The following is a 20198-nucleotide window of genomic DNA, read 5'->3' as shown; positions in this document are numbered from 1 at the left end:
CGTCCGCTCTTTGCGGGCGCTTTGACGGCGATTTGGTCGCGCTATCCTGATTGCCCTTCTGCCATTGCACAAGCGGCACTGGAACAATAGATGGTGCGACAGCATCCGCCTTCCGGACAGGCTGAACAAACAGGATCAAGTGCATGACCGACAAGCTCGACGCCGCAAAGTTGACGGACCGCGTCGCGGCCCTGGTCGAGGCCGCCAAGCGCGCCGGCGCCGATGCCGCGGATGCGGTAGCGGTGCGCGGCCGCTCGACCGGCGTTTCGGTGCGGCTTGGCAAGGTCGAAAACACCGAGGCGTCCGAGGGCGACGATGTTTCGCTGCGTGTCTTCGTCGGCCAGCGCGTAGCCAGCGTATCGGCCACCGCCGCGTCCGATCCCAGGGCGCTTGCCGAGCGTGCCGTCGCCATGGCCAAAGTATCGCCCGAGGATCCCTACCAGGGCCTTGCCGACCCCGCGCTGCTCGCCACCCGGACGCGCGATCTCGACCTGTTCGACGCGACCGAAGTGTCGGCCGACCAGTTGAAGGAAGCCGCGCTTGAAGCCGAAGCGGCGGCTCTGGCCGTCAAGGGTGTGACCAATTCGGCCGGCAGCAATGCCAGCGCCGGGCTGGGCGGGCTGGTTCTGGCCACCTCGCACGGCTTTCTCGGCCACTATGTCGCTTCGCGTTTTTCGCGTTCGGCCAGTGTGATTGCCGGTGAGGGCACCGGCATGGAACGCGATTATGAATTCTCCTCGCGCCAGCATTTTGCCGATCTCGACGCGGCCGAGGATATCGGCCGCATGGCCGGCGAACGGGCCGTGCGCCGCCTTGGCGCGCGCAAGGCGGCGACCGGACCGGTCGACGTCGTGTTCGACCCGCGCGTCGCGCGCGGTATTGCCGGCCATATCGCCGGCGCCATCAACGGAGCATCCGTCGCGCGCAAGACCTCGTTCCTGCGCGACATGATGGGCAAGCAGGTGGCCGCTGCCGCCATCACCGTCACCGACGAGCCGCTGCGGCGCCGTGGTCAGGCCTCGCGGCCATTCGATGGCGAAGGCGTCGAAGGCGAGAAGCTGGTGATGGTCGAAAAGGGCATCCTCAACCATTGGTTCCTGTCGACATCGGCGGCCCGCGAACTCGGCCTCGTCACCAATGGTCGCGGCGCGCGTGGGGGCTCCTCTGTTTCGCCGTCGTCGACGAACCTCGCCATCGAGGCCGGCGAGCGCTCGCCGCAGGACCTGATCGGCTCGCTCAAGAGCGGCTTCTATGTCACCGAAGTCTTTGGCCACGGCGTCGACATGGTTACCGGCGAATACAGCCGCGGCGCCTCCGGTTTCTGGATCGAAAATGGCGCGCTTGCCTATCCGGTCGCCGAAGTCACCATCGCCTCGAACCTGAAGACCATGTTCCTCAACATGGTGCCGGCTGACGACCTCGACCGCAATTTCGGCACCGCGTCCCCGACGCTCCTGATTGAAGGCATGACCCTTGCCGGAGCATGAACTGACCATTGCCGGTGCCGCCCGGGACCTGGACCTTCTGCGCGACGCCGCCCGCGAGGCGGGTCTCGTCGCCATGCGTTACTTCGGCAAGAACCCGCAAGTGTGGATGAAGGGCGGCACCTCGCCGGTCAGCGAAGCCGATCATGCAGCGGATGCCTATCTGCGCCAGACGCTGCTTGCCGCGCGGCCGGACTATGGCTGGCTGTCGGAAGAGACCGCCGACGACCCGGTGCGGCTTTCCGCGCGTCGCACCTTCGTCGTCGATCCCATCGACGGCACGCGTGGCTTCCTCGAGGGCCAGCGCGCCTGGTGCGTCAGTGTCGCCGTCGTCGAGAATGGCCGCACGCTCGCCGGCGTGCTCGAATGCCCGGCGATGGACGAGACCTATTGCGCGCTGCCTGGCCAGGGCGCGTTCCGCAACGGCAAGCGGATTGCGGTGCGCGAAGCGGGGGACAGGCCCGAGATTTCCGGTCTGAAGCAGTTGATCGACCTGATGCCGGCCGGCTGGCAGAAGCGGCTGCAACGGGCGCCCTACAACCCTTCGCTCGCCTACCGCCTGGCCATGATCGCCAACGGCAAGCTCGACGGCACCTTCGTCAAGCCGAACGCCCATGACTGGGACATCGCCGCCGCCGATCTCATTTTGCGCGAGGCAGGCGGCCAATTGCTCGACCCGCAAGGCCATGCGCCGCTCTTTGCCGGCGCGGTGACCCGCCACGGCGCGCTCGCCGCCGGCAGCGGCGAACTGCTGACGGTGCTGGTCGACGTCATCGCCGGGCTGGATGCCTGAAAGCATTTTCAAAGGTTCCAAAGTCGGCGGCTTTGGTCTAGACCTGTCACAAACTCACAATATGTGAAGGACCGACATGGCCGCGGAAGACGGAAAGAAACAGCTTTTGCATCTGGTGTTCGGCGGCGAACTGAAGAAGCTTGGCGGTACCGAGTTCCGCGATCTCGACGCGCTCGACATCGTCGGCGTCTATCCCGACTATCAATCCGCGCACACGGCGTGGAAGGCCAAGGCGCAAGCCAGCGTGGACAATGCCCATATGCGTTATTTCGTCGTTCATCTGCACCGCCTGTTGGATCCCGATAGCAAGGCCGCCGGTTGACCTCGATGGAGCATGATCTGGCGAAAAGGCCAGCCAGCGACGCCGCGCCCGCGGGCAGGGGCGGCAATCGCAAGACCAAGGCTTTCTGGCGCAGGATTCGCGAACCCCTCGCGCAGTCGCGATTCGTCAAGAATGCCATTGCCAGCCTGCTCGCGCAGTTCGTGCGGCTGGTTCGCCTGACCAGCCCGCTGGTCGCGGGATCGGCACGATTCTCGGGTGGCGCCTACGCCGAATTCGAGCCCGGCATCATCGCTCTGTGGCATGGCCAGCATCTTTTGACGCCGGCCTATTACCCCAAGCGCAAGCCGCTGGTCGCCATGGTGTCGCGCAGCGCCGACGCCGAGCTCAACGCGCTGATGCTTGAGAAGTTCGGCATCGAGGCGGTGCGCGGGTCAGGCGGACGTGACAATGCCAGGCATCTCGACAAGGGCGGGGCCAAAGCCCTCATCGCCCTTAAAAAGTCGCTCATCGCGGGCAAGAACGTCGCCATGATCGCAGACATTCCCCACGGTACGCCGCGCGATGCAGGGCTTGGTATCGTTCTTCTGGCGCGCCTCTCCGGCCGGCCGCTGCTGCCTGTCGCCATCGCCACCAGCCGCCGCAAGGTGCTGGAGAAGAGCTGGGACAAGACCACCATCAATCTGCCCTTCGGCCGTTCCGCCGTAACCATCGGCGCACCGATCTTCGTGGCGGCGGATGCCGACGACGCCGAAATGGAGCGCAAGCGCCAGGAAGTGACGGCTGCCCTCAATGCCGCGACCGCCGAGGCCTACCGTCTCGTGGATGGCCCGCGATGAGCGGTCGTTGGGCCCGCACCATGCTGACGGCATATCGATTTGCCGGCGCGGCCGCCTATCCGCTGGTCGGCCCCTATGTCGCCTGGCGTACCTCGCGCGGCAAGGAAGACCGCAACCGCCGGCGCGAGCGCTACGGCGTCGCCGGCCGGCCGCGCCCCGAGGGACCGGTGATCTGGATCCATGCGGCAAGTGTCGGCGAAACCCTGGCCGTCGTGCCGCTGGTCGAAAGTATCCTCGACTACGGCGTCAACATCGTGCTGACGACCGGCACCGTGACATCGGCCCAGGTCGTCGACGAACGGCTCGGCGACCGCATCATCCACCAATATGTGCCGCTCGATCTGAAGCCGGCGGTCAGTCGCTTCCTCGATCACTGGAAACCCGATCTGGCCATCATTGCCGAATCCGAGATCTGGCCGATGACCATCCTCGAACTTGGCGCCCGCCACGTGCCGCAGGTGCTGGTCAATGGCAGGCTCTCCGACCGCTCCTTCACGTCGTGGAAGAAGCGGGCCAACATTGCCGAGGCGCTGTTCGAGAACCTTGCTCATGTCGTTGCCCAGTCCGATGTCGACGGCGAGCGGTTCCGCGCGCTCGGTGCCCGGCCGGTCACGGTGTCGGGCAACCTCAAGGTCGACACCAACCCGCCGCCGGTCGATGAGCGGGCGCTTGGCACTTTGCAGCGGCAGATCGGCGATCGCCCGACCTGGGCGGCGATCTCGACCCATGATGGCGAGGAGGTGGTCGCCGCGGAAGTCCACGCGACGCTGCACAAGCGTCACCACGGCCTGTTGACGATCGTCGTTCCTCGCCATCCCGATAGGGCCGAAGCCTTGGCCGCGCAGATTTCCGGCATGGGCCTGAAAGTGGCGCGACGCAGCAAGGGCGACCGTATCGGGCCCGACACCGATATCCTGCTTGGCGATACGATCGGTGAAATGGGCCTGTACCTCCGGTTGACCGAAATCGCTTTCGTCGGTCGCTCGCTGACTTCCGAAGGCGGTCAGAACCCGCTTGAGCCCGCCATGCTCGATACGGCGGTTCTCGCCGGGCGCAACGTGCAGAATTTTCGCGAGGCCTATCAGCGCCTGCTCGACAGCGGCGGCGCCAAGCTGGTGCGCGACCGCGACATGCTGGCTGGCGCCGTCAATTTCCTCCTGACCAATGAAGTCGCCCGTCACGAGATGATGGCGGCGGGCGCCGCGACCGTCGACGAGATGCGCGGCGCCCTGGCGCGCACGCTCAAATCGCTCGAACCCTATATCCAGCCGCTGGTGGTCAAGGCGCGCCTGAAGGGCGCGAACGGGCGCTAGCGTGGCCAGCGAAGCACCACCTTTCTGGTGGGAAGAGCCGGACTGGCGTGTCCTGGCATTGTCGCCGCTGTCGGCGGTCTATGCGCTTGCCGCCGGCCGCGGCATGCGCAGGGCGAGGCGCGAGAAGATCGAGGCGCCGGTTTTGTGCGTCGGCAATTTCACGGTTGGCGGTACCGGCAAGACGCCGGTGGCGATTGCGCTCGCCCAACAGGCCAGGCGCATGCGGCTAAAGCCCGGTTTCCTGTCGCGCGGCCATGGCGGCTCCTTCGCCGAACCGCATGTCGTCGACATCGGCCACGACAGCGCCCGGCATGTCGGCGACGAACCGCTGCTGCTGGCCGAACATGCGCCGGTCGCGGTAACGCCCAATCGTGCCGCCGGCGCCCGGCTGCTCCTGGAAAGGCACGGCTGCGACTTCCTGATCATGGACGACGGCTTCCAGAGCGCGCGCATCCACATCGATTACGCGCTGGTCGTGGTGGATGCCCGCTACGGGATCGGCAATGGCCGCGTCATCCCCGGTGGCCCGCTCAGGGCAAAAATCGTCGACCAGTTGGTCTTCACCAGCGCCTTGCTGAAGATGGGTGAGGGGACGGCCGCGGATGCCGTCGTCCGCCAGGCCGCGCGTGCCGGCCGTCCGATCTTCGAGGCCCACACCGAGCCGAGCGGCAAGGCAGGGGTTGCCGGAAAGCGGTTTCTGGCCTTTGCCGGCATAGGCCATCCCGAAAAATTCTTCGACACGGTGCGTGGCGCCGGCGGCGAAGTGGTTCTGTCCAAACCCTTTCCGGACCATCACTTCTACGCCGAGGACGAGCTTGCCGAACTGGCGGCCACCGCGCGCGCCGAAGGCCTTGGCCTGATCACCACCGCCAAGGACGCCGCGCGGTTGCGGCACGGCGCCGCGCAGGATTTTCTCGATCGTCTCGACGTGCTGGAGATCGACACGGTGTTCGAACTCGACCACGTTCCCGAGCGCATCATCGACGAAACGCTCGACGCCTGGCGGCAGCGCAGGCTCAAGGGCAACTCCAGGAAAAGTGTGTAGCGGTTCCGAGGGGAACTGCGCGGAAAGAGGACCGGTCCGCCGTATCCGTGAAGCGGTGAACCGCGTCAACTGCGCTTGCGCAACTCCGGATGCACCTCGATTTCGCGGCGCAGCGAAACCGTGGCGTTCACGTAAGGCTCCTGCCGGGCGACGCTCCAGTATTTCAACTCGTCCAGCGGGATGCTCTCTCCGGTCACGGCGCAGCGCACGAAAGAGCCGGGGCTGGTGACCTGGAAATCGCCGTCGAGGTAGCGGATGCGGGCTTCCTTGCCGCCGGGGCCTTCGAAACGGTTCATCATGCGGTGGTGCCGAGCTTCATGACGATGTCATCGCCATAAATCGGTGAGAAGGTCAAGCTTGGCGCAATGCAGAGCTGTTATCGAGCAATCGAAACGGCTGTTTTGAGGGTGGCATGGAGATTTCTTCCGCACGGCTGGCATCTTTGCTGGTGGACACGATGACGCCGCAGGCCGTGCCTTCGGCAAAAGCCGATCCGGCCACGACCGCCCTGGTAAAAGCGCTGGTCCAGCCACCGGCGCCGCTCCTCCTGGCGCAACAGACGGCGCCGGTACTGTTGGCTCTGCCTTCCCAGGCGATGGCGGCCAAGGCGCAGCAGATCGCTTCGGCCGGGATGGTCGAGGCCTATCTGGCTCAGGTCGAACCGGCCGAAGATTCCGATGGGTCCCCAATCGCCGCCGCCGTGGCAAGAAGGTCGGCGCAGGAGGTCGAGGCGCAAAAAGGTCTGACGGTGCCTTTGGTAAGAGCCGAAAATGGCGATCAGGGCGGGGCCTCGACGGCTGGGCTGGCGACCGTGGCGCCACTGGCTCCAGCCTGGCGCCAGGCATCGAACCAGAACATCCCCGCCAAGCGGGGGCAGCCCGCCTCTCGGCCCAACGGCATGCCGGAGCAGAATTCCGAGCGCCTGCTGCTCAAAGTCGCGTTTGTCTCGGCAACCGCCGGCTTGCTCGGGGCAGCGGCATTCGGCTTGGCCCTGCGGATGTTCAGCTAGCCCAGGTCTAATCCTCGGCTTCGATGAACCGATCGACCTTGTCCGCGGCCAGCCCGGCATGCGCCGCGATGCGCCGGGCGAGATCGGCCGCGGCGGCGCGTGGCCGGCCCACCGGCCGGTCGAGCCAGTAAGAGACTGGATTGAGCGCGGTGCGATGGTCGACGGCGACGAGCCGCCCCGATTGTATCTGATGCTCGGTGAGCGGCGGCCGCGACAGTGCAATACCGAGCCCATGGGCCGCGGCGTCGAGCACCAGATTGTAATCCTCGAAGCGGCGGTCCTGCGGGCGAGGCCTGTAATCCATGTCCTGGGCGGCGAACCAGGCGCGCCAGCCCGAAGCGTCGGAATCGTTGATCAGCGGGAATTTGAGCAGCCTGGCCGGGTCGCCAGCGCCAATCTCTTCCGCGAGGCCCTGCGAGGCGATGGGGAAGAGATACTCCTCGAACAACTGCACCGAGACGCGGCCCGGGATGCGGCCGCGACCGCAGCGGACCGACAGATCGATGCCTTCGTCAGCGAGATCGGCCTGACGGTTGTCGACGTCGAGCACGATGCGCAGGCGGGTAGGGTCGTTCTCCAGCATTGCCATGCGCGGCATCAGCCACAGGCCGCTCACCGAAGGGATGGAGGCCAGGCGCACGACCGCGGTGCCGCGCGGCTCCACCCACCGGTCCGAATCGACCGAGATCAGCGCGAAGGCTTCGGTGGTCCTCAGATGCAGGCGATTGCCTTCATTGGTCAGCGTCACGCCGCGCGCGCCACGTTCGAAGACCTTCAGGCCGAGCCAGTCCTCGAGCTTCGCGATCTGCCGGCTGACCGCGCCATGGGTGAGGTTGAGTTTTTCGGCGGCGGCCGAAAAGCTTCCCGTGCGCGCCGCTGCGTCGAAGGCGCGCAACGTCTCCAGTGGCAGCATGCTGTTCAAGCTGTGATCCATGCTCACAGGTGACCCTCGATTTGGTCGTTTGTCAATTGACCCGGAAAGGCGCTTTCTGTTGACCGGAACCGAAAGAATCCGAGGGCAGCGAGATGAGCGCGATGACAGGTACGTTGAATTCGACACAGCGGATGGACACTACGGCCGCCATCGCCGTGGCGCTGACGGTCATTGGCTGGGCCTCCGCCTTCCCGGCGATCCGGGCCGGGCTCGGCGCTTTTCAGCCGCTGGAGCTGGGCGCTTTGCGCTTTGCCATCGCCGCCGTGCCGGCGGCGATCTATCTTGCCGTCAAGCGCCCTGCGCTGCCCAGGATCGGCGAAATGTGGCGCTTCGCCTTCGGCGGCGCCATCTTCGTCGCGCTGTACACGGCCATGCTCAATTTCGGCGAACTGACCGTCTCGGCCGGAGCTGCCGGTTTCATCATCAATGTCAGCCCGATTTTCACCGCCATCATGGCGATGGCGCTGCTTGGCGAGCGTTTCTCCGGCATGGCTTGGGTCGGCACCGCCATTTCCTTCGCCGGCATCGGCATCATCGCCGTCGCTGACGGTCATGGTCTGCATTTCAACGCCGGTGCATTGCTGGTGCTCGGCTCGGCACTGTGCTCGGCCGTCAACACCATCGTCCAGAAGCCGCTGTTTGCCCGCCATCATCCGCTGACCATCGCGGCCTCGAACATGGTGCTCGGCGCGCTCTGCCTGTCGCCCTTCCTGCCCGCGGCTCTCCAGCAGGCTGCCGTCGCCGATACGGCCGGCCTCGGCGCCGTCATCTATCTCGGCATCGTGCCGAGCCTGATCGCCTATGCGGCCTGGGCAACGGCCCTGTCGCGCCTGCCGGCTGCGCGAGCCTCGAACTTCTTGTACCTGGTCTCGCCGATGTCGGCGCTGATCGGCTTCTTCTGGCTGGGCGAAGTGCCGACGCTGCTCGGCATTCTCGGCGGCGCGCTGGCGCTCGGTGGCGTCATCGTGGTGAACTTGAAACGGTAAAACAAAGGGTTGGAGCCTTTTGCGGACTCTCGCCGAGAACTCCCGCAGCGGCTCGTTTCATAGGTCGGATCGGCGCCCAAGTCGTATCGTGATGATGGCGGAAATCGAATCGCCTGCCGTCAGATTGCATTTGCGCCGAACTGCGTCCTTTAATGGCAATAGGTAGCTTCCCTGCTTGGGAAACAGCGATGTAGCGAACATGAAGCCGTCAATCGTCGCCTCGACAGGGATCACGCCCCAGCCATAGGTCGCGAGTTTGGCGACCCGTTTTATCTCTTGGCCGTGCTGCTCGGGGATTGGCGCGAAGAAGTAAGGCGAGGGGCCGCGCCAGTGGATCACTTCGGCTTCGAACTGAAACTCGATCAACTCGCCGCCGCCCACAGGCTCACCGCCGTCCGAACAGCCGCTCGATGTCGGCGAGCTTCAGTTCGATATAGGTCGGCCGGCCGTGGTTGCAGGTGCCTGAACCGGGCGTCGCCTCCATCTGGCGCAGCAGCGCATTCATCTCCTCGGCCTTGAGCAGCCGGCCGGAGCGCACCGAGCCATGGCAGGCCATGGTGGCGGCGATCTTGTCCAGCCGCTCCTTCAGCGTCTCGACCGTATCGTTGTCGGCGATCTCGTCGGCAAGGTCGCGCACCAATTGCCCGACATTGGTTTCGCCCAGCATCGACGGCGTTTCGCGCACGGCAACCGCTCCAGGACCGAAACGCTCGAGGCCGAGGCCGAAGCGGGCAAGCGTCTCGGAATGCATGGCCAGCCGCTCGGCGTCCTCTTCCGGCAGGTCGATGATTTCCGGCAGAAGCAGCATCTGCGAGGGGACCGGGCGCGCGTGCAGGGCGTTCTTCAGCGCTTCATAGACCAGCCGTTCATGCGCCGCGTGCTGGTCGACGATGACGAGCGAATCCCTGGTCTGGGCGACGATGTAGTTCTCATGCACCTGTGCGCGCGCTGCACCCAGCACCGCGCCAAGCAGCGTCTCGGCGGCCTCGCTCTGCCCGGCGCGCGCATCGGCGCTGGCGAGCGGACCCGCGTCGAACGCCGCCTGGTCGTTTTCGCCGAAGCCGCCCGGTCTTGCGCTGGTCCGTTCGAAGCCCGAGCCGTCGAATTGCATGTCGAGCGGCCGCTGCGGTGAGCGCGCGGGGTCGAAGCCGGCGGAGCCCGAAGCACGATAGGAAGCGTCGTAGCTGCGATGGCCATTGGCCGGACCGGGATGCGCATAGGGCGCCGCGCCCGGCCGGAACGCCGCCATCATGCCGGCGGCGCCGGTCGTGGCGGCGCGGATGCCGGCATCGGCGAGCGCCTGGCGGATGGCGCCCACGATCAGCCCGCGCACAAGGCCCGGATCGCGGAAGCGCACATCGGCCTTGGCCGGATGCACGTTGACGTCGACGATGGCCGGGTCGAGCGTCAGGAACAGCACGGTCACCGCATGGCGGTCGCGCGGCAGCACATCGGCGAAGGCGCCCCTGATGGCCCCGGCGATAAGCTTGTCGCGCACCGGGCGGCCGTTGACATAGGCATATTGCTGCAGCGCGTTGGCGCGGGTGAAAGAGGGGATCGAGACGTGGCCGGTCAGATGCACGCCTTCGCGGCTGGCATCGATGGCAATGGAATTGTCCGGAAATTCGGCGCCCATAACTTGCGCGACGCGGCGCAGGCTGCCTTGCGCGCTGTCGTCGGTCGCCGGCAGGTCCAGCGTCGAGCGATCCGTGCCGGAGAGCGTGAAGCGCACGGAAGGGAAGGCGATGGCGATGCGCTTGATCACGTCGCTGGTCGCAGAACTCTCGGCACGTTCGCCCTTCATGAATTTCAGCCGCGCCGGCGTGGCGAAGAACAGGTCGCGCACTTCGACCGTTGTGCCGCGATTGGCCGCCGCCGGCCTGACGGCCGAAACCCTGCCGCCTTCGATGCCGATCTCGGCGGCGCTGTCGCCCGCGGCGGTGCGCGAGCGGATCGACAGCCGCGACACTGAACCGATCGACGGCAATGCCTCACCCCGAAAACCAAGCGAGCGTATGTCGTGGATGTCCTCGGCGAGTTTCGACGTGCAATGGCGCGCGATCGCCAGCGCCAGCTCCTGTTCGGGAATGCCGGAGCCGTCGTCGGTGACGCGGATCAGGTTCAGCCCGCCGCCCGACGTGGCGACCTCGACACGCGACGCACCGGCGTCCAGCGCGTTCTCGACCAGTTCCTTCACCACACTCGCCGGACGCTCGATAACCTCGCCGGCGGCGATCTGGTTGATCATCGTTTCTGAGAGCTGGCGGATGGGCATGATGACAGTATAGGTGGATTCGCGTCGTGCGGGCGAGGGTGAACTGCGGCCGGGGCGAAAGCAGCTCTACGCCTGCGCCACCAGCCAGTCCCTGACCTTGCGGGCATTGTCGCGCAGCTCGCGGTTTCTGGGCCAGATGACGTGAAATCCAATGCCGGTCCGCATCACATGGTCGGTCACCGGCACCAGCAGCCCGGATGCCACCAGACGTTCGACCAGATGCCGCCATCCAAGCGAGATGCCTTGCCCCTCCATCACCGCCTGGATCACCAGGGCGTAGTCGTTGATGCGCAGGCCGCGCTCGGGATTGCGCAGGCTGGTTCCGGCCGACGCGAACCATTCGTCCCAATTCGGCGCCTCGCGATAAGGCTCCTCGAGATGGATCAGCCGGTGCGTGGCGAGTTCCGCGACGGTCTTCGGCATGCCGAATTTGGCAAGGTAGCTCGGTCCGGCGACGGGGAAGATCTCCTCGTCGGAGAGCGATAGCGAGTGGTAGTCCGGCCAGTCGCGCGGCACGCCGCCGCGCACGCCGAGCGGAATGCCCTCGGCGATGATGTCGAGATCGCGGTCGGCGGTCTGGATGCGCAGGTCGACGCCGGGCAGTTCGTCGCGGAACTGCTGCAGGCGCGGCATCATCCAGAACGAGCCGAAGGCGGTCGAGGCGGCAAGCGTCACATGGCCGCCGGTCGCCTGCAGGCGCAGGTCCTCGGCCGACTTGCGTATATGGGACAGTCCGAGCGAAACGTCGGCGTGGAAGCGCTCGCCCGCCTCCGTCAGCAGCACCTGGCGATGGCGGCGCTGGAACAGCTGGGCGCCAAGCTGCTCTTCCAGCCCGCGCACCGCGTAGGAGACCGCCGCCTGGGTCATGCCGAGCTCGCGCCCGGCCGCGGTGAAGCTCGACAGTCGGCCGGCGGCCTCGAAGACGATCAGACTGCCGGCGGAGGGCAGGAGGTGGCGGAGGCTTCGCATAAGCAGAGCTTATACAAGAGATCAGGATTTTCCAGCGTCACAGCAATATTTTGCCTCGTTAACTTGGCTGGAAAGCACGCTTGGAGGTCCTATGAACGCACTCGCCGCCGAACTGACCGAGCCGACCCATCGTCGCGGTGGCGGCCGCCTCGGCCGCAAGGCGCTGCGTGGCGCGCCGATCGCCTCGTTCCCGACGCTGGTGCGCCAGATTCCGGTCTATGAGATCGTTCCCGACGAGGCGGTGGAACTGATCCACGAAGAGTCGCTCAAGATCCTCGAAGAGGTGGGCTGCGAATTCCGCGACGATGGGGCCATCGCGCTCTGGAAGGCGGCTGGCGCCGATGTCAGGGAAACGCGCGTGCGCATCGACCGCGCGCTGCTCATGGACCTGGTCTCGAAGGTTCCGTCGGAATTCACGCTCAACGCGCGCAACCCCGAGCGCACGGTGCGTGTCGGCGGCAAGAATTCGATCTTCGTGCCGATGTATGGCGCGCCCTATATACGCGACCTCGACAACAACAGGCGCTACGGCACGCTTGCCGACCTCAACAATTTCCACAAGCTGGCCTACATGGCGCCGGCCCTGCATTCATCCAGCTCGGTCATCTGCGAGCCGATGGAAATCGCGGTGCCGAAGCGGCACCTGCACATCATCCATTCGGCCATCAAACATTCCGACAAGCCGTTCATGGGCATCGTGACGTCGAAGGAGCGCGCCGAGGATACGATGGCGATGGCCGGAATCGTCTTCGGCGAGGAATTCGTCCGCGAAAACCCGGTGCTGGTGGCGATCACCAACTGCAACTCGCCGCTGGTCTGGGACGCCACCATGATCGACGCCATGCGGGTCTATGCGAGCCACAACCAGCCGCTGATCCTGGCGCCGTTCGCGCTCTGCGGCGCATCGACCTCGGCATCCGCCGTCGGCGCGGTAGCGCAGGTCAATGCCGAGGCGCTGGCGGGCGTGGCCCTGACCCAGCTCATCCGCCCCGGCTCGCCGCAGATCTACGGCCAGTTCATGGTCACGGTCGACATGAAGACAGGCGCGCCGATGGGCGGAACGCCGGAGGCCGCGCAGATGATGTATCTGATGGGTGCGCTGGCGCGGAAATACAAATTGCCATGGCGCACGTCGGGCTTCCACGTCGGCTCCAAGCTCAACGATGCCCAGGCCGGCTACGAATCCAACATGCTGATGCATGCCGCCATCCTCGCCGGCGCCAACTACATCTGGCACTCAGCCGGCTGGCTGGAGGCGGGGCTGACCTGCGGCTATTCGAAATTCGCCACCGACTGCGAACAGCTCGTCGGCTGGTACAAATACGCCGGCGGCCTGCCTTTCGACGATTTCCAGGACGCGATGGCGGCGATCCGCGAGGTCGGCCCGCAGGGCCATTTCCTCGGTACTCAGCACACGCTCGAGCATTTCGAGAAGGCCTTCTTCATGCCGAGCATCATGGACTTCAACTCCTACGAACAGTGGAACGCCGAAGGAGCCAAGGACCATGACACGCGCGGCCGCGAAAAGGCGCGCAACATGCTTGCCGACTACGAGGAGCCGAAACTCGACGAAGGTATCGCGGACGGTCTTAAGGATTTGATCGCGCGGCGAGAGGAAAAGCTGCCCGACAGCGTCAGCTGAGGGAATGGGCAAAGACCCGACGGGAACAACAAGGGAGGAAAGACATGACGGTTTTCACAAGCAATGGCGATCGAGTGCCGCAAGCCATCCAGGCGATGGCGCCGGAGGTGCGGGCGGGGCGAATGGATCGGCGCGAATTCCTGGCGCTGGCCAGCGCGCTCGGTGCGTCGACGGCATTTGCCTATGGGATGATCGGCCTTGCCGCACCCACGCAGGCTTTGGCCGAGGAGCCGAAGAAGGGCGGGACGCTGCACGTCTCGATGTCGGTCAAGGCGCAGAAGGATCCCCGCACCTACGATTGGGTGGAATTGGCCAACATTTCGCGCAGCTGGCTGGAGCCGCTGGTGCGCTACACCAAGCAATTCACCTTCGAGCCGGTGCTGCTGGAAAGCTGGGACATCAACGATGACGCCACCGAATACACGCTGCATGTGCGCAAGGGCGTCACCTGGAACAACGGCGATGCCTTCAACGCCGATGACGTGGTGCACAATGTGACGCGCTGGTGCGAGAAGGGCGTCGCCGGCAACTCCATGGCCGCGCGTGTCGGTGCGCTGATCGACGCCAAGACCGGCAAGGCCAGGGACGGCGCGATCACCAAGGTCGACGACTTCTCGGTCAAGCTGAAGCTCTCCGAGCCGGACATTTCGCTGATCCCCAACTTCACCGACTATCCCGCCCTTGTCGTGCACCGCAATTTCGACGCCGACGGCGCCGATCCGATCAAGAAGCCGATCGGCACGGGCCCATTTGAACTGGTGTCTTACGACGTCGGCCAGAAGGCGGTGGTCAAGCGCCGCGAGAACGGCAAATGGTGGGGCGGCGAGGCGCCGCTCGACGGGGTCGAATTCATCGACTACGGCACCGATTTCAACGCTACGGTGAACGCATTCGATTCAGGCGAGATCGATCTCAATTTCGAGAGCCCGGCCGACTTCATCGATATCCTCGACAAGATGGGGCTGGTGAAATCGGAGGTCGCGACCGCGACCACGCTGGTTGCCCGCACCAACGTCACGCACAAGCCTTATGACGACCAGCGGGTGCGCAACGCGCTGCAGATGGCGGTCGACAACAATGCGGTGCTGCAGCTCGGCTACAACGGCCGCGGCACCGTCGGTGAGAACCACCATGTCAGCCCGATCCATCCCGAATACTATCCTCTGCCCAAGAAGCAGCGCGATGCCGCCGGCGCCAAGAAGCTGATGGCGGATGCCGGCCAGGCCGACTTTGAGCACGAGCTCATCACCATCGAGGACGACTGGCAGAAGAACACCGGCGACGCGATCGCCGGACAGTTGCGCGAGGCCGGCATCAAGGTGAAGCGAACGGTACTGCCGGGTTCGACCTTCTGGAACGACTGGACGAAGTATCCCTATTCGATGACCATCTGGTACATGCGCCCGCTCGGCGTCCAGGTTCTGGCGCTGGGCTACCGCACCGGCGAGGCGTGGAATGAATCGGCCTATTCCAATCCCGATTTCGACGCCAAGCTCAAGCAGGCGCTGTCGCTGATCGACGTCGCCAAGCGCAAGGAGGTGATGAAGGATGTCGAGCAGATCCTGCAGGACTCCGGCGTCATCATCCAGCCGTTCTGGCAGAAGCTCTACAGCCACACCAGCAAGAAGGTGAAGAATTACGGCGTTCACCAGACCTTCGAAATGGATCTCCAGAACGTCTGGCTGGATGCCTGACGCCCGAAATTCAGCCACACAGCGCCGGCGCCTCGTGCGCCGGCGCAATGCCGCCGACGAGGGAGAGAATTCGCATGTCCGGACGGGTCTTCAAGCGTCTGTTCGAGCCGGCCACCTTGCGCGGCAAGACATTGCGCAACAGGATCGTGTTCGGGGCCCATACGGCGAACATGGCGGAGGACGGGCTGCCGACCGAACGCCATGTCGGCTATTATGCGGAACGCGCGATCGGCGGCGCGGCGATGGTCGTCGTCGAGCCGATGCCGGTGCATCAGGCCGCGGTGCTGACGCGCGGTAATTTCCGCCCGTCCGACGACAGCGTCATTCCACACTTTCGCAAGGTGACGGAGGCCATCCGCGGGAACGGCGCCGTGGCCATCCAGCAGCTCTATCATGTCGGCCAGCACGCCGACGCCGACAATTCGTTTCATGCCGGTTGGTCGCCGTCCGGTCTGCCGAGTTACCACGATTCCGACGGTTCACACCGGATGTCGGAGCGCCAGATCGAAGAAACGATCGACGGCTTCGTGCAGGCGGCGCGCCGCTGCCGCGAGGCCGGCTTCGACGGTGTCGAGGTCTGGGCTGCCTACCATTCGATGCTGGACCAGTTTTGGACGCCCTGGTCGAACCGCCGGGACGATCGCTGGGGCGGCAGCCTTGAAAACCGCACCCGGATGAGCCGTGAGGTGATGACCAGGATTCGCCGGGAATGCGGCGATGATTTCATCGTCGGTCTTGCCATCAACGACGAGCCGGAAGTCGAAGTTGCGCTGAAGCGCGAGGCGCTGGCCGAGATAATCGACCTCCACGACCGCGACGCCTTGATGGATTATGTCACCTGCGGGACGGGTTCCTACTTCGATTTCTACAAGATCATGCCGACCTTCGTTTACCCGGAGAAGCTCGGCGCCGACCTTGCGTCCGTCCTCAAATCCACCGTTCGTCACGCACTGATCACCGCCGAGAGCCATATCCGCACGCCCGAGAACGCCGAGAGCGTGTTGAGCGAAGGCCGTGCCGATCTCGTTTCCATCGTACGCGGCCAGATCGCCGACCCGCACCTTGCCGCCAAGGCCGCCGACGGCCGGCCGGAGGATATTCGCGGCTGCCTGTCCTGCAACCAGATGTGCTGGGGCCGGCGCAGCCGCGACTACTGGATCAGCTGCGTCATCAACCCCTCCGCGGGCCGCGAATGGGAGTGGGGCGGAGATCGCTTCACCCCCGCCGGGCAACCGAAGCGCGTGCTGGTCGTCGGTGGCGGCCCGGCCGGTCTCGAAGCCGCGCGTGCCGCTGCCGAGCGTGGTCACCGCGTTACGTTGGCCGAGGCTTCCGACCGCCTTGGAGGGCAGTTCCGTCTCGCCGGACTGCAGCCGCGCCGCGCCCAGATTCTCGATCTGATCGACTGGTATCAGCGCCAGCTCGGCCAGCTTCAGGTCGACATCCGCTATGGGCAGTATGTCGAGGCCGACGATGTCGAGCGCGAAGGCGTCGACCACGTCATCGTGGCGACCGGCTCGATGCCGCCGGACGGCGCTTTCCAGCGAGCCTTGCCGCAATGGGAGAGCATTCCAGGGGGCGGCCCGGTTTTCTCCGCCGAAGCGGTGATGGCCAGGGAAGCGAGGCCGGGCAAGCGCGTGCTTGTGCTCGACGATGGTGGCAATTGGAAGGGCTGTGGCACCGCCTGGAAACTCGCCGAGGACGGCCACGACGTTACGCTCGTGACGCCGGACGCGCTGGTCGGCAAAGAGCTTCAGCGAATGGCCGTCGATGCGCCGCTACGCCGCGCACTCGCCAAGCTCAACGTGCGGTTCGTCACCGAGAGCGCCGTCGTTCGATGGGACGGCAAGGCGGCCAGGATCGCCTCCCTGCTGGACGGAGCGGAGCAGGAGGTCGAGGTCGACGCTTTGGTCTTCGCCACCACCAGCATGGCGCAGGACAGCCTCTCGATCGAGCTCGAAAGGCGCGGCATCGCCCATACCTCTATCGGCGATTGTACCGCCTCCAGACAGGCGGCATTTGCCATCCATGACGGGCGTAAGGTGGCGCTCGCTCTTTGACGATCGCGAAAAGGCGCCAGACAAGGCAAGGCATGAACGGGGCGAATGTCTGAATGCGCATCGAGTCGATCAAAGTCTATCGGGTGCTTCTGCCTGTCAAAGGCGGCGCTTACCGGATGGCCAGCGACACCGTGCGGAATTTGGACAGCACGCTGGTTGAGGTGATCACCGAGGATGGACTGTCAGGCTGGGGTGAGACGTGCCCGATCGGCCCTGTTTATCAGCCCCAGCATGCTCTGGGCGCGAGAGCGGCGATCGCCGAAATAGCGCCCGGACTGGTCGGCGAGGACACCGCATCCATGCGCCGCCTCGCCAAAAGAATGGACGAACGGCTGAACGGGCACAACTATGCCAAGGCGGCCTTGGATATAGCTCTCTTCGACCTCGCCGGTCAGCGGCTGGGCGTCCCGGTCTCGACCCTTCTCGGTGGTGCTCTCACCGATCGCGTGCCGTCTTACTTTTCGACGATCGTCGGTGCTCCGGACGAGACCGCGCGTATTGCCGCCGACAAGGTCAAGGCCGGATATCCGCGGCTTCAGATCAAGATCGGCGGGCGGGATCTCGAACAGGACGTCGCCACGGTGCACAAGGTATGGGAGGCGGTTGGCTTCAAGGCCCGGATAGCCGTTGACGCCAATCGTGGCCTGACCGCTGCCGCGGCGCTGCACATCGATCGGCTTTGCCAGGCAATCCCATTCGTGTTCGAACAGCCTTGCAACACCATGGAGGAAGTCGCTGGTCTCAAGGGACGCGTTACGCATCCGATCTATCTCGATGAGAATACCGAGGATCTGAATGCCGTGTTGCGGGCAGTTTCATCAGGTATCGCGGACGGATTCGGATTGAAGGTCACCCGCCTTGGCGGCCTCGCCAGGATGGCCACGGTCCGCGATCTGTGTGCGATACGATCTCTTCCGCACAGTTGCGACGACGCCTGGGGCGGAGACGTTATCGCCGCGGCTTGCGTGCACCTCGCTGCCACCGTCGAGCCGAGACGCTTCGAGGGAGCGTGGATCGCGCAGGAATACATTGAAGGACATATCGATCCCGCAAACCCGATCGTGATCGAGAACGGGCACATACGTGTCCCACGGGTCCCAGGGCTCGGCGTCAAGCCGGACCGTTCCCAACTCAACGCACCGATCGCCACGTTCGGAAACTAAGGATTGTTGGATGTGATCGATGCAAGCAGATGCGCCACCCGTAGGCTTCATGAGCCGCAAAAAAGCCGATATGCACGATGCGTGATATCGATTGCTTTCCGCAGCCAAACATTCGGGGAAATCCATGAAACTGCTGCTCGCTGCTATCTTGTCGATTGCCGCACCCGCCACCGCCTTGGCCGGTCCGGCGTCCGACGCTGTGAAGTTCTTCTATGTTCCGCAGGTCAAGTTCGAGGCCGATGCGCAATATCGCGATCGCTTCACCGAGCCGGTGACGAAACTGTTCGACCTCAACGACCAGGCTGCCAAGAAAAACCCGGACCAGGTCGCGTGCATCGACTTCGATCCTGGTCTCGACGCACAGGATTTCGACCAGAAGACCCTTTCCAAGACCTTGAAACTGTCCGAGACCGTGGATGGCGACACGGCGCAGGTGGTGGCGAATTTCAGTCTTTTTCCCGAAGGCGACGATTCTCAGCGCGAGATGCACTGGTCGCTGAAGAAGGTCGACGGCAAGTGGAAAGTGTCCGACATCGCATCGAAGACCAGCGACTGGACGCTGAGCAAGCTCGAATGCATGGCCGGCCAGGATCCGGAGTGAGGCGATGGCCGGTAGGGCGTTCCTGCTATTTTCGGCCGTCTGCCTGCTGGCGGCCTTGAACGGCGCGGCCGCCCAGGGGCTTTTGGGTCCGCCGCCGGCGAATGCTCCGGCCGAGGCTGCACCCGCCGACAGCGGGACGCCGCCTGCGGCAGCCCCCGGTGTCGCCGCGGAACCGGCAACGCCACCGGTTGCCTGGCCGCCGAGCGCGCCTGCCGCCCCCATCCAGCCGGGATCGCCAACGGCGGTCGTGCGGCCGTTCTACGATCAGGTCAACCTGGAGGTCGACCCGTCGCAACGCGGCCATTTCGTCGATCCGGCGAAAACCGTGCTCGACAAGAGCGATGCCTTGCGCAAATCCGGGCAGGGCGAGTGCCTGGACCCCAACATGGCGCTCGACAATGCGGATTACGACAAGGCCGAGATCGACAAGAGCCTGAGGACGCTGGAGGCGATCAATGGCGACCAGGCCAAGGTCATCGTCGCTTTCGTCATCGCCGGCAACCCGCACCGCCTCGAATGGAAGTTCAAGAAGGTCGGCGGCGAATGGAAGATATCGGACCTTTTGTCGGTGACCGGCGAATGGGCGCTCAGCCAGTACCAGTGCGAATGATGGCCGAACTAGCCCCGGCCGCGATAGGGAGCAACGCCGGTATCCGGGAGCCAGGCGCCTTCCGGCGGCGCGCCGGTCTGCCAGAAAACATCGATCGGAATGCCGCCGCGCGGATACCAATAGCCGCCTATACGCAACCACAGCGGCTTGGTGGCGGCCACGATACGACGGCCGATCATGACAGTGCAGTCTTCATGGAAGGCGCCATGGTTGCGGAACGAGGTCATGAACAGCTTCAGCGATTTCGATTCTACCAGGGCCGCGTCGGGCGCGTAGTCGATGACGATGTGGGCGAAGTCGGGCTGGCCGGTGACCGGGCAGAGCGAGGTGAATTCCGGGACGGTGAAGCGCACGATGGCGGGCGGCCCGTCGCCGCGCGTAAACGGCACGGTCTCCAGGACCGCAGTTTCCGGGCTCTGTGGCGTCTCGACGTGCGCGCCGAGCTGGGTGAGGGTTTTGGTGTCGATCATGAGCGGGTTCCTTGGATTTTGCCGCTCATTAGCA

Annotated in this window: 20 protein-coding genes; 14 read left to right on the top strand and 6 right to left on the bottom strand. The window is 65.0% G+C overall.

Annotation, left to right across the window (positions count from 1 at the left end):
• Positions 1-143 precede the first annotated feature (143 nt).
• The 6 genes from FJ967_RS08245 to lpxK all read left to right on the top strand — a co-directional run bounded on the left by FJ967_RS08245 (position 144) and on the right by lpxK (position 5754).
• Positions 144-1487: a TldD/PmbA family protein gene (locus FJ967_RS08245; RefSeq protein WP_140731224.1), complete on the top strand. Its 1344-nt coding sequence runs from the start codon at positions 144-146 to the stop codon at positions 1485-1487.
• The gene (locus tag FJ967_RS08240; RefSeq protein WP_140731223.1) at positions 1474-2277 is read left to right on the top strand and encodes a 3'(2'),5'-bisphosphate nucleotidase CysQ; all 804 of its coding nucleotides are present in this window, start codon (positions 1474-1476) and stop codon (positions 2275-2277) included. Before FJ967_RS08245 ends, FJ967_RS08240 begins: the two co-directional genes overlap by 14 nt.
• Positions 2278-2353: 76 nt before the next feature.
• A complete protein-coding gene (locus FJ967_RS08235; RefSeq protein WP_015318348.1) occupies positions 2354-2599 on the top strand; it encodes a DUF4170 domain-containing protein in 246 nt (81 codons plus the stop codon).
• Between the two features lie 5 nt (positions 2600-2604).
• Positions 2605-3396, top strand: coding sequence for a lysophospholipid acyltransferase family protein (locus FJ967_RS08230; protein ID WP_140731222.1), 792 nt, complete (start codon positions 2605-2607; stop codon positions 3394-3396).
• Entirely contained in the window at positions 3393-4709 is a 1317-nt protein-coding gene (gene waaA / locus FJ967_RS08225) for a lipid IV(A) 3-deoxy-D-manno-octulosonic acid transferase (protein WP_140731221.1), read from the top strand. The genes FJ967_RS08230 and waaA overlap by 4 nt, the downstream gene beginning before the upstream one ends.
• Position 4710: 1 nt before the next feature.
• Positions 4711-5754 (top strand): tetraacyldisaccharide 4'-kinase, encoded by a 1044-nt coding sequence (gene lpxK, locus FJ967_RS08220; protein WP_140731220.1) that lies wholly within the window; start codon positions 4711-4713, stop codon positions 5752-5754.
• Between the two features lie 65 nt (positions 5755-5819).
• Here the strand turns inward: lpxK and FJ967_RS08215 are convergent, their stop codons facing one another.
• The gene (locus tag FJ967_RS08215; RefSeq protein WP_140731219.1) at positions 5820-6053 is read right to left on the bottom strand and encodes a DUF2093 domain-containing protein; all 234 of its coding nucleotides are present in this window, start codon (positions 6051-6053) and stop codon (positions 5820-5822) included.
• A gap of 113 nt (positions 6054-6166) precedes the next feature.
• On the opposite strand from FJ967_RS08215, the gene FJ967_RS08210 reads away from it, so the two are divergent.
• Complete coding sequence (locus FJ967_RS08210) at positions 6167-6763, top strand: hypothetical protein (RefSeq protein ID WP_140731218.1); 597 nt, start codon at positions 6167-6169, stop codon at positions 6761-6763.
• A 7-nt stretch (positions 6764-6770) separates the two neighbouring features.
• Here the strand turns inward: FJ967_RS08210 and FJ967_RS08205 are convergent, their stop codons facing one another.
• Entirely contained in the window at positions 6771-7676 is a 906-nt protein-coding gene (locus FJ967_RS08205) for a LysR family transcriptional regulator (RefSeq protein WP_181175733.1), read from the bottom strand.
• A gap of 113 nt (positions 7677-7789) precedes the next feature.
• Here FJ967_RS08205 and FJ967_RS08200 point away from each other — a divergent pair, with 113 nt between their 5' ends.
• Complete coding sequence (locus tag FJ967_RS08200) at positions 7790-8683, top strand: DMT family transporter (RefSeq protein ID WP_140731216.1); 894 nt, start codon at positions 7790-7792, stop codon at positions 8681-8683.
• A gap of 57 nt (positions 8684-8740) precedes the next feature.
• Here the strand turns inward: FJ967_RS08200 and FJ967_RS08195 are convergent, their stop codons facing one another.
• From FJ967_RS08195 to FJ967_RS08185, 3 genes are all read right to left on the bottom strand, one after another.
• Positions 8741-9049, bottom strand: coding sequence for a DUF1905 domain-containing protein (locus tag FJ967_RS08195; protein ID WP_246675218.1), 309 nt, complete (start codon positions 9047-9049; stop codon positions 8741-8743).
• A gap of 19 nt (positions 9050-9068) precedes the next feature.
• Positions 9069-10958, bottom strand: a complete 1890-nt coding sequence (gene mutL, locus FJ967_RS08190; RefSeq protein ID WP_140731214.1) for a DNA mismatch repair endonuclease MutL — start codon at positions 10956-10958, stop codon at positions 9069-9071.
• 66 nt (positions 10959-11024) lie between these two features.
• Positions 11025-11927 (bottom strand): LysR substrate-binding domain-containing protein, encoded by a 903-nt coding sequence (locus FJ967_RS08185; protein ID WP_140731213.1) that lies wholly within the window; start codon positions 11925-11927, stop codon positions 11025-11027.
• A gap of 91 nt (positions 11928-12018) precedes the next feature.
• Between FJ967_RS08185 and FJ967_RS08180 the strand changes: the two genes are divergently transcribed.
• The 6 genes from FJ967_RS08180 (at position 12019) to FJ967_RS08155 (ending at position 19694) form a co-directional block, all read left to right on the top strand.
• Entirely contained in the window at positions 12019-13569 is a 1551-nt protein-coding gene (locus FJ967_RS08180; protein ID WP_140731212.1) for a trimethylamine methyltransferase family protein, read from the top strand.
• Between the two features lie 44 nt (positions 13570-13613).
• On the top strand, positions 13614-15263 hold the full coding sequence (locus FJ967_RS08175) for an ABC transporter substrate-binding protein (protein WP_140731211.1): 1650 nt from the start codon (positions 13614-13616) through the stop codon (positions 15261-15263).
• A gap of 74 nt (positions 15264-15337) precedes the next feature.
• Positions 15338-17320, top strand: coding sequence for an FAD-dependent oxidoreductase (locus tag FJ967_RS08170; protein WP_140731210.1), 1983 nt, complete (start codon positions 15338-15340; stop codon positions 17318-17320).
• 53 nt (positions 17321-17373) lie between these two features.
• Entirely contained in the window at positions 17374-18483 is a 1110-nt protein-coding gene (locus FJ967_RS08165) for a mandelate racemase/muconate lactonizing enzyme family protein (protein WP_140731209.1), read from the top strand.
• Between the two features lie 124 nt (positions 18484-18607).
• Positions 18608-19084 (top strand): DUF3828 domain-containing protein, encoded by a 477-nt coding sequence (locus FJ967_RS08160; RefSeq protein ID WP_140731208.1) that lies wholly within the window; start codon positions 18608-18610, stop codon positions 19082-19084.
• A 4-nt stretch (positions 19085-19088) separates the two neighbouring features.
• Entirely contained in the window at positions 19089-19694 is a 606-nt protein-coding gene (locus FJ967_RS08155) for a hypothetical protein (protein ID WP_140731207.1), read from the top strand.
• Positions 19695-19702: 8 nt separating this feature from the next.
• Here the strand turns inward: FJ967_RS08155 and queF are convergent, their stop codons facing one another.
• Entirely contained in the window at positions 19703-20164 is a 462-nt protein-coding gene (gene queF / locus FJ967_RS08150; RefSeq protein ID WP_140731206.1) for a preQ(1) synthase, read from the bottom strand.
• Positions 20165-20198 lie beyond the last annotated feature (34 nt).

This window comes from Mesorhizobium sp. B2-3-4 (assembly GCF_006442315.1).
Classification (GTDB): Bacteria; Pseudomonadota; Alphaproteobacteria; order Rhizobiales; family Rhizobiaceae; genus Mesorhizobium.
This window is presented reverse-complemented; position numbering and strand designations above follow the sequence as displayed.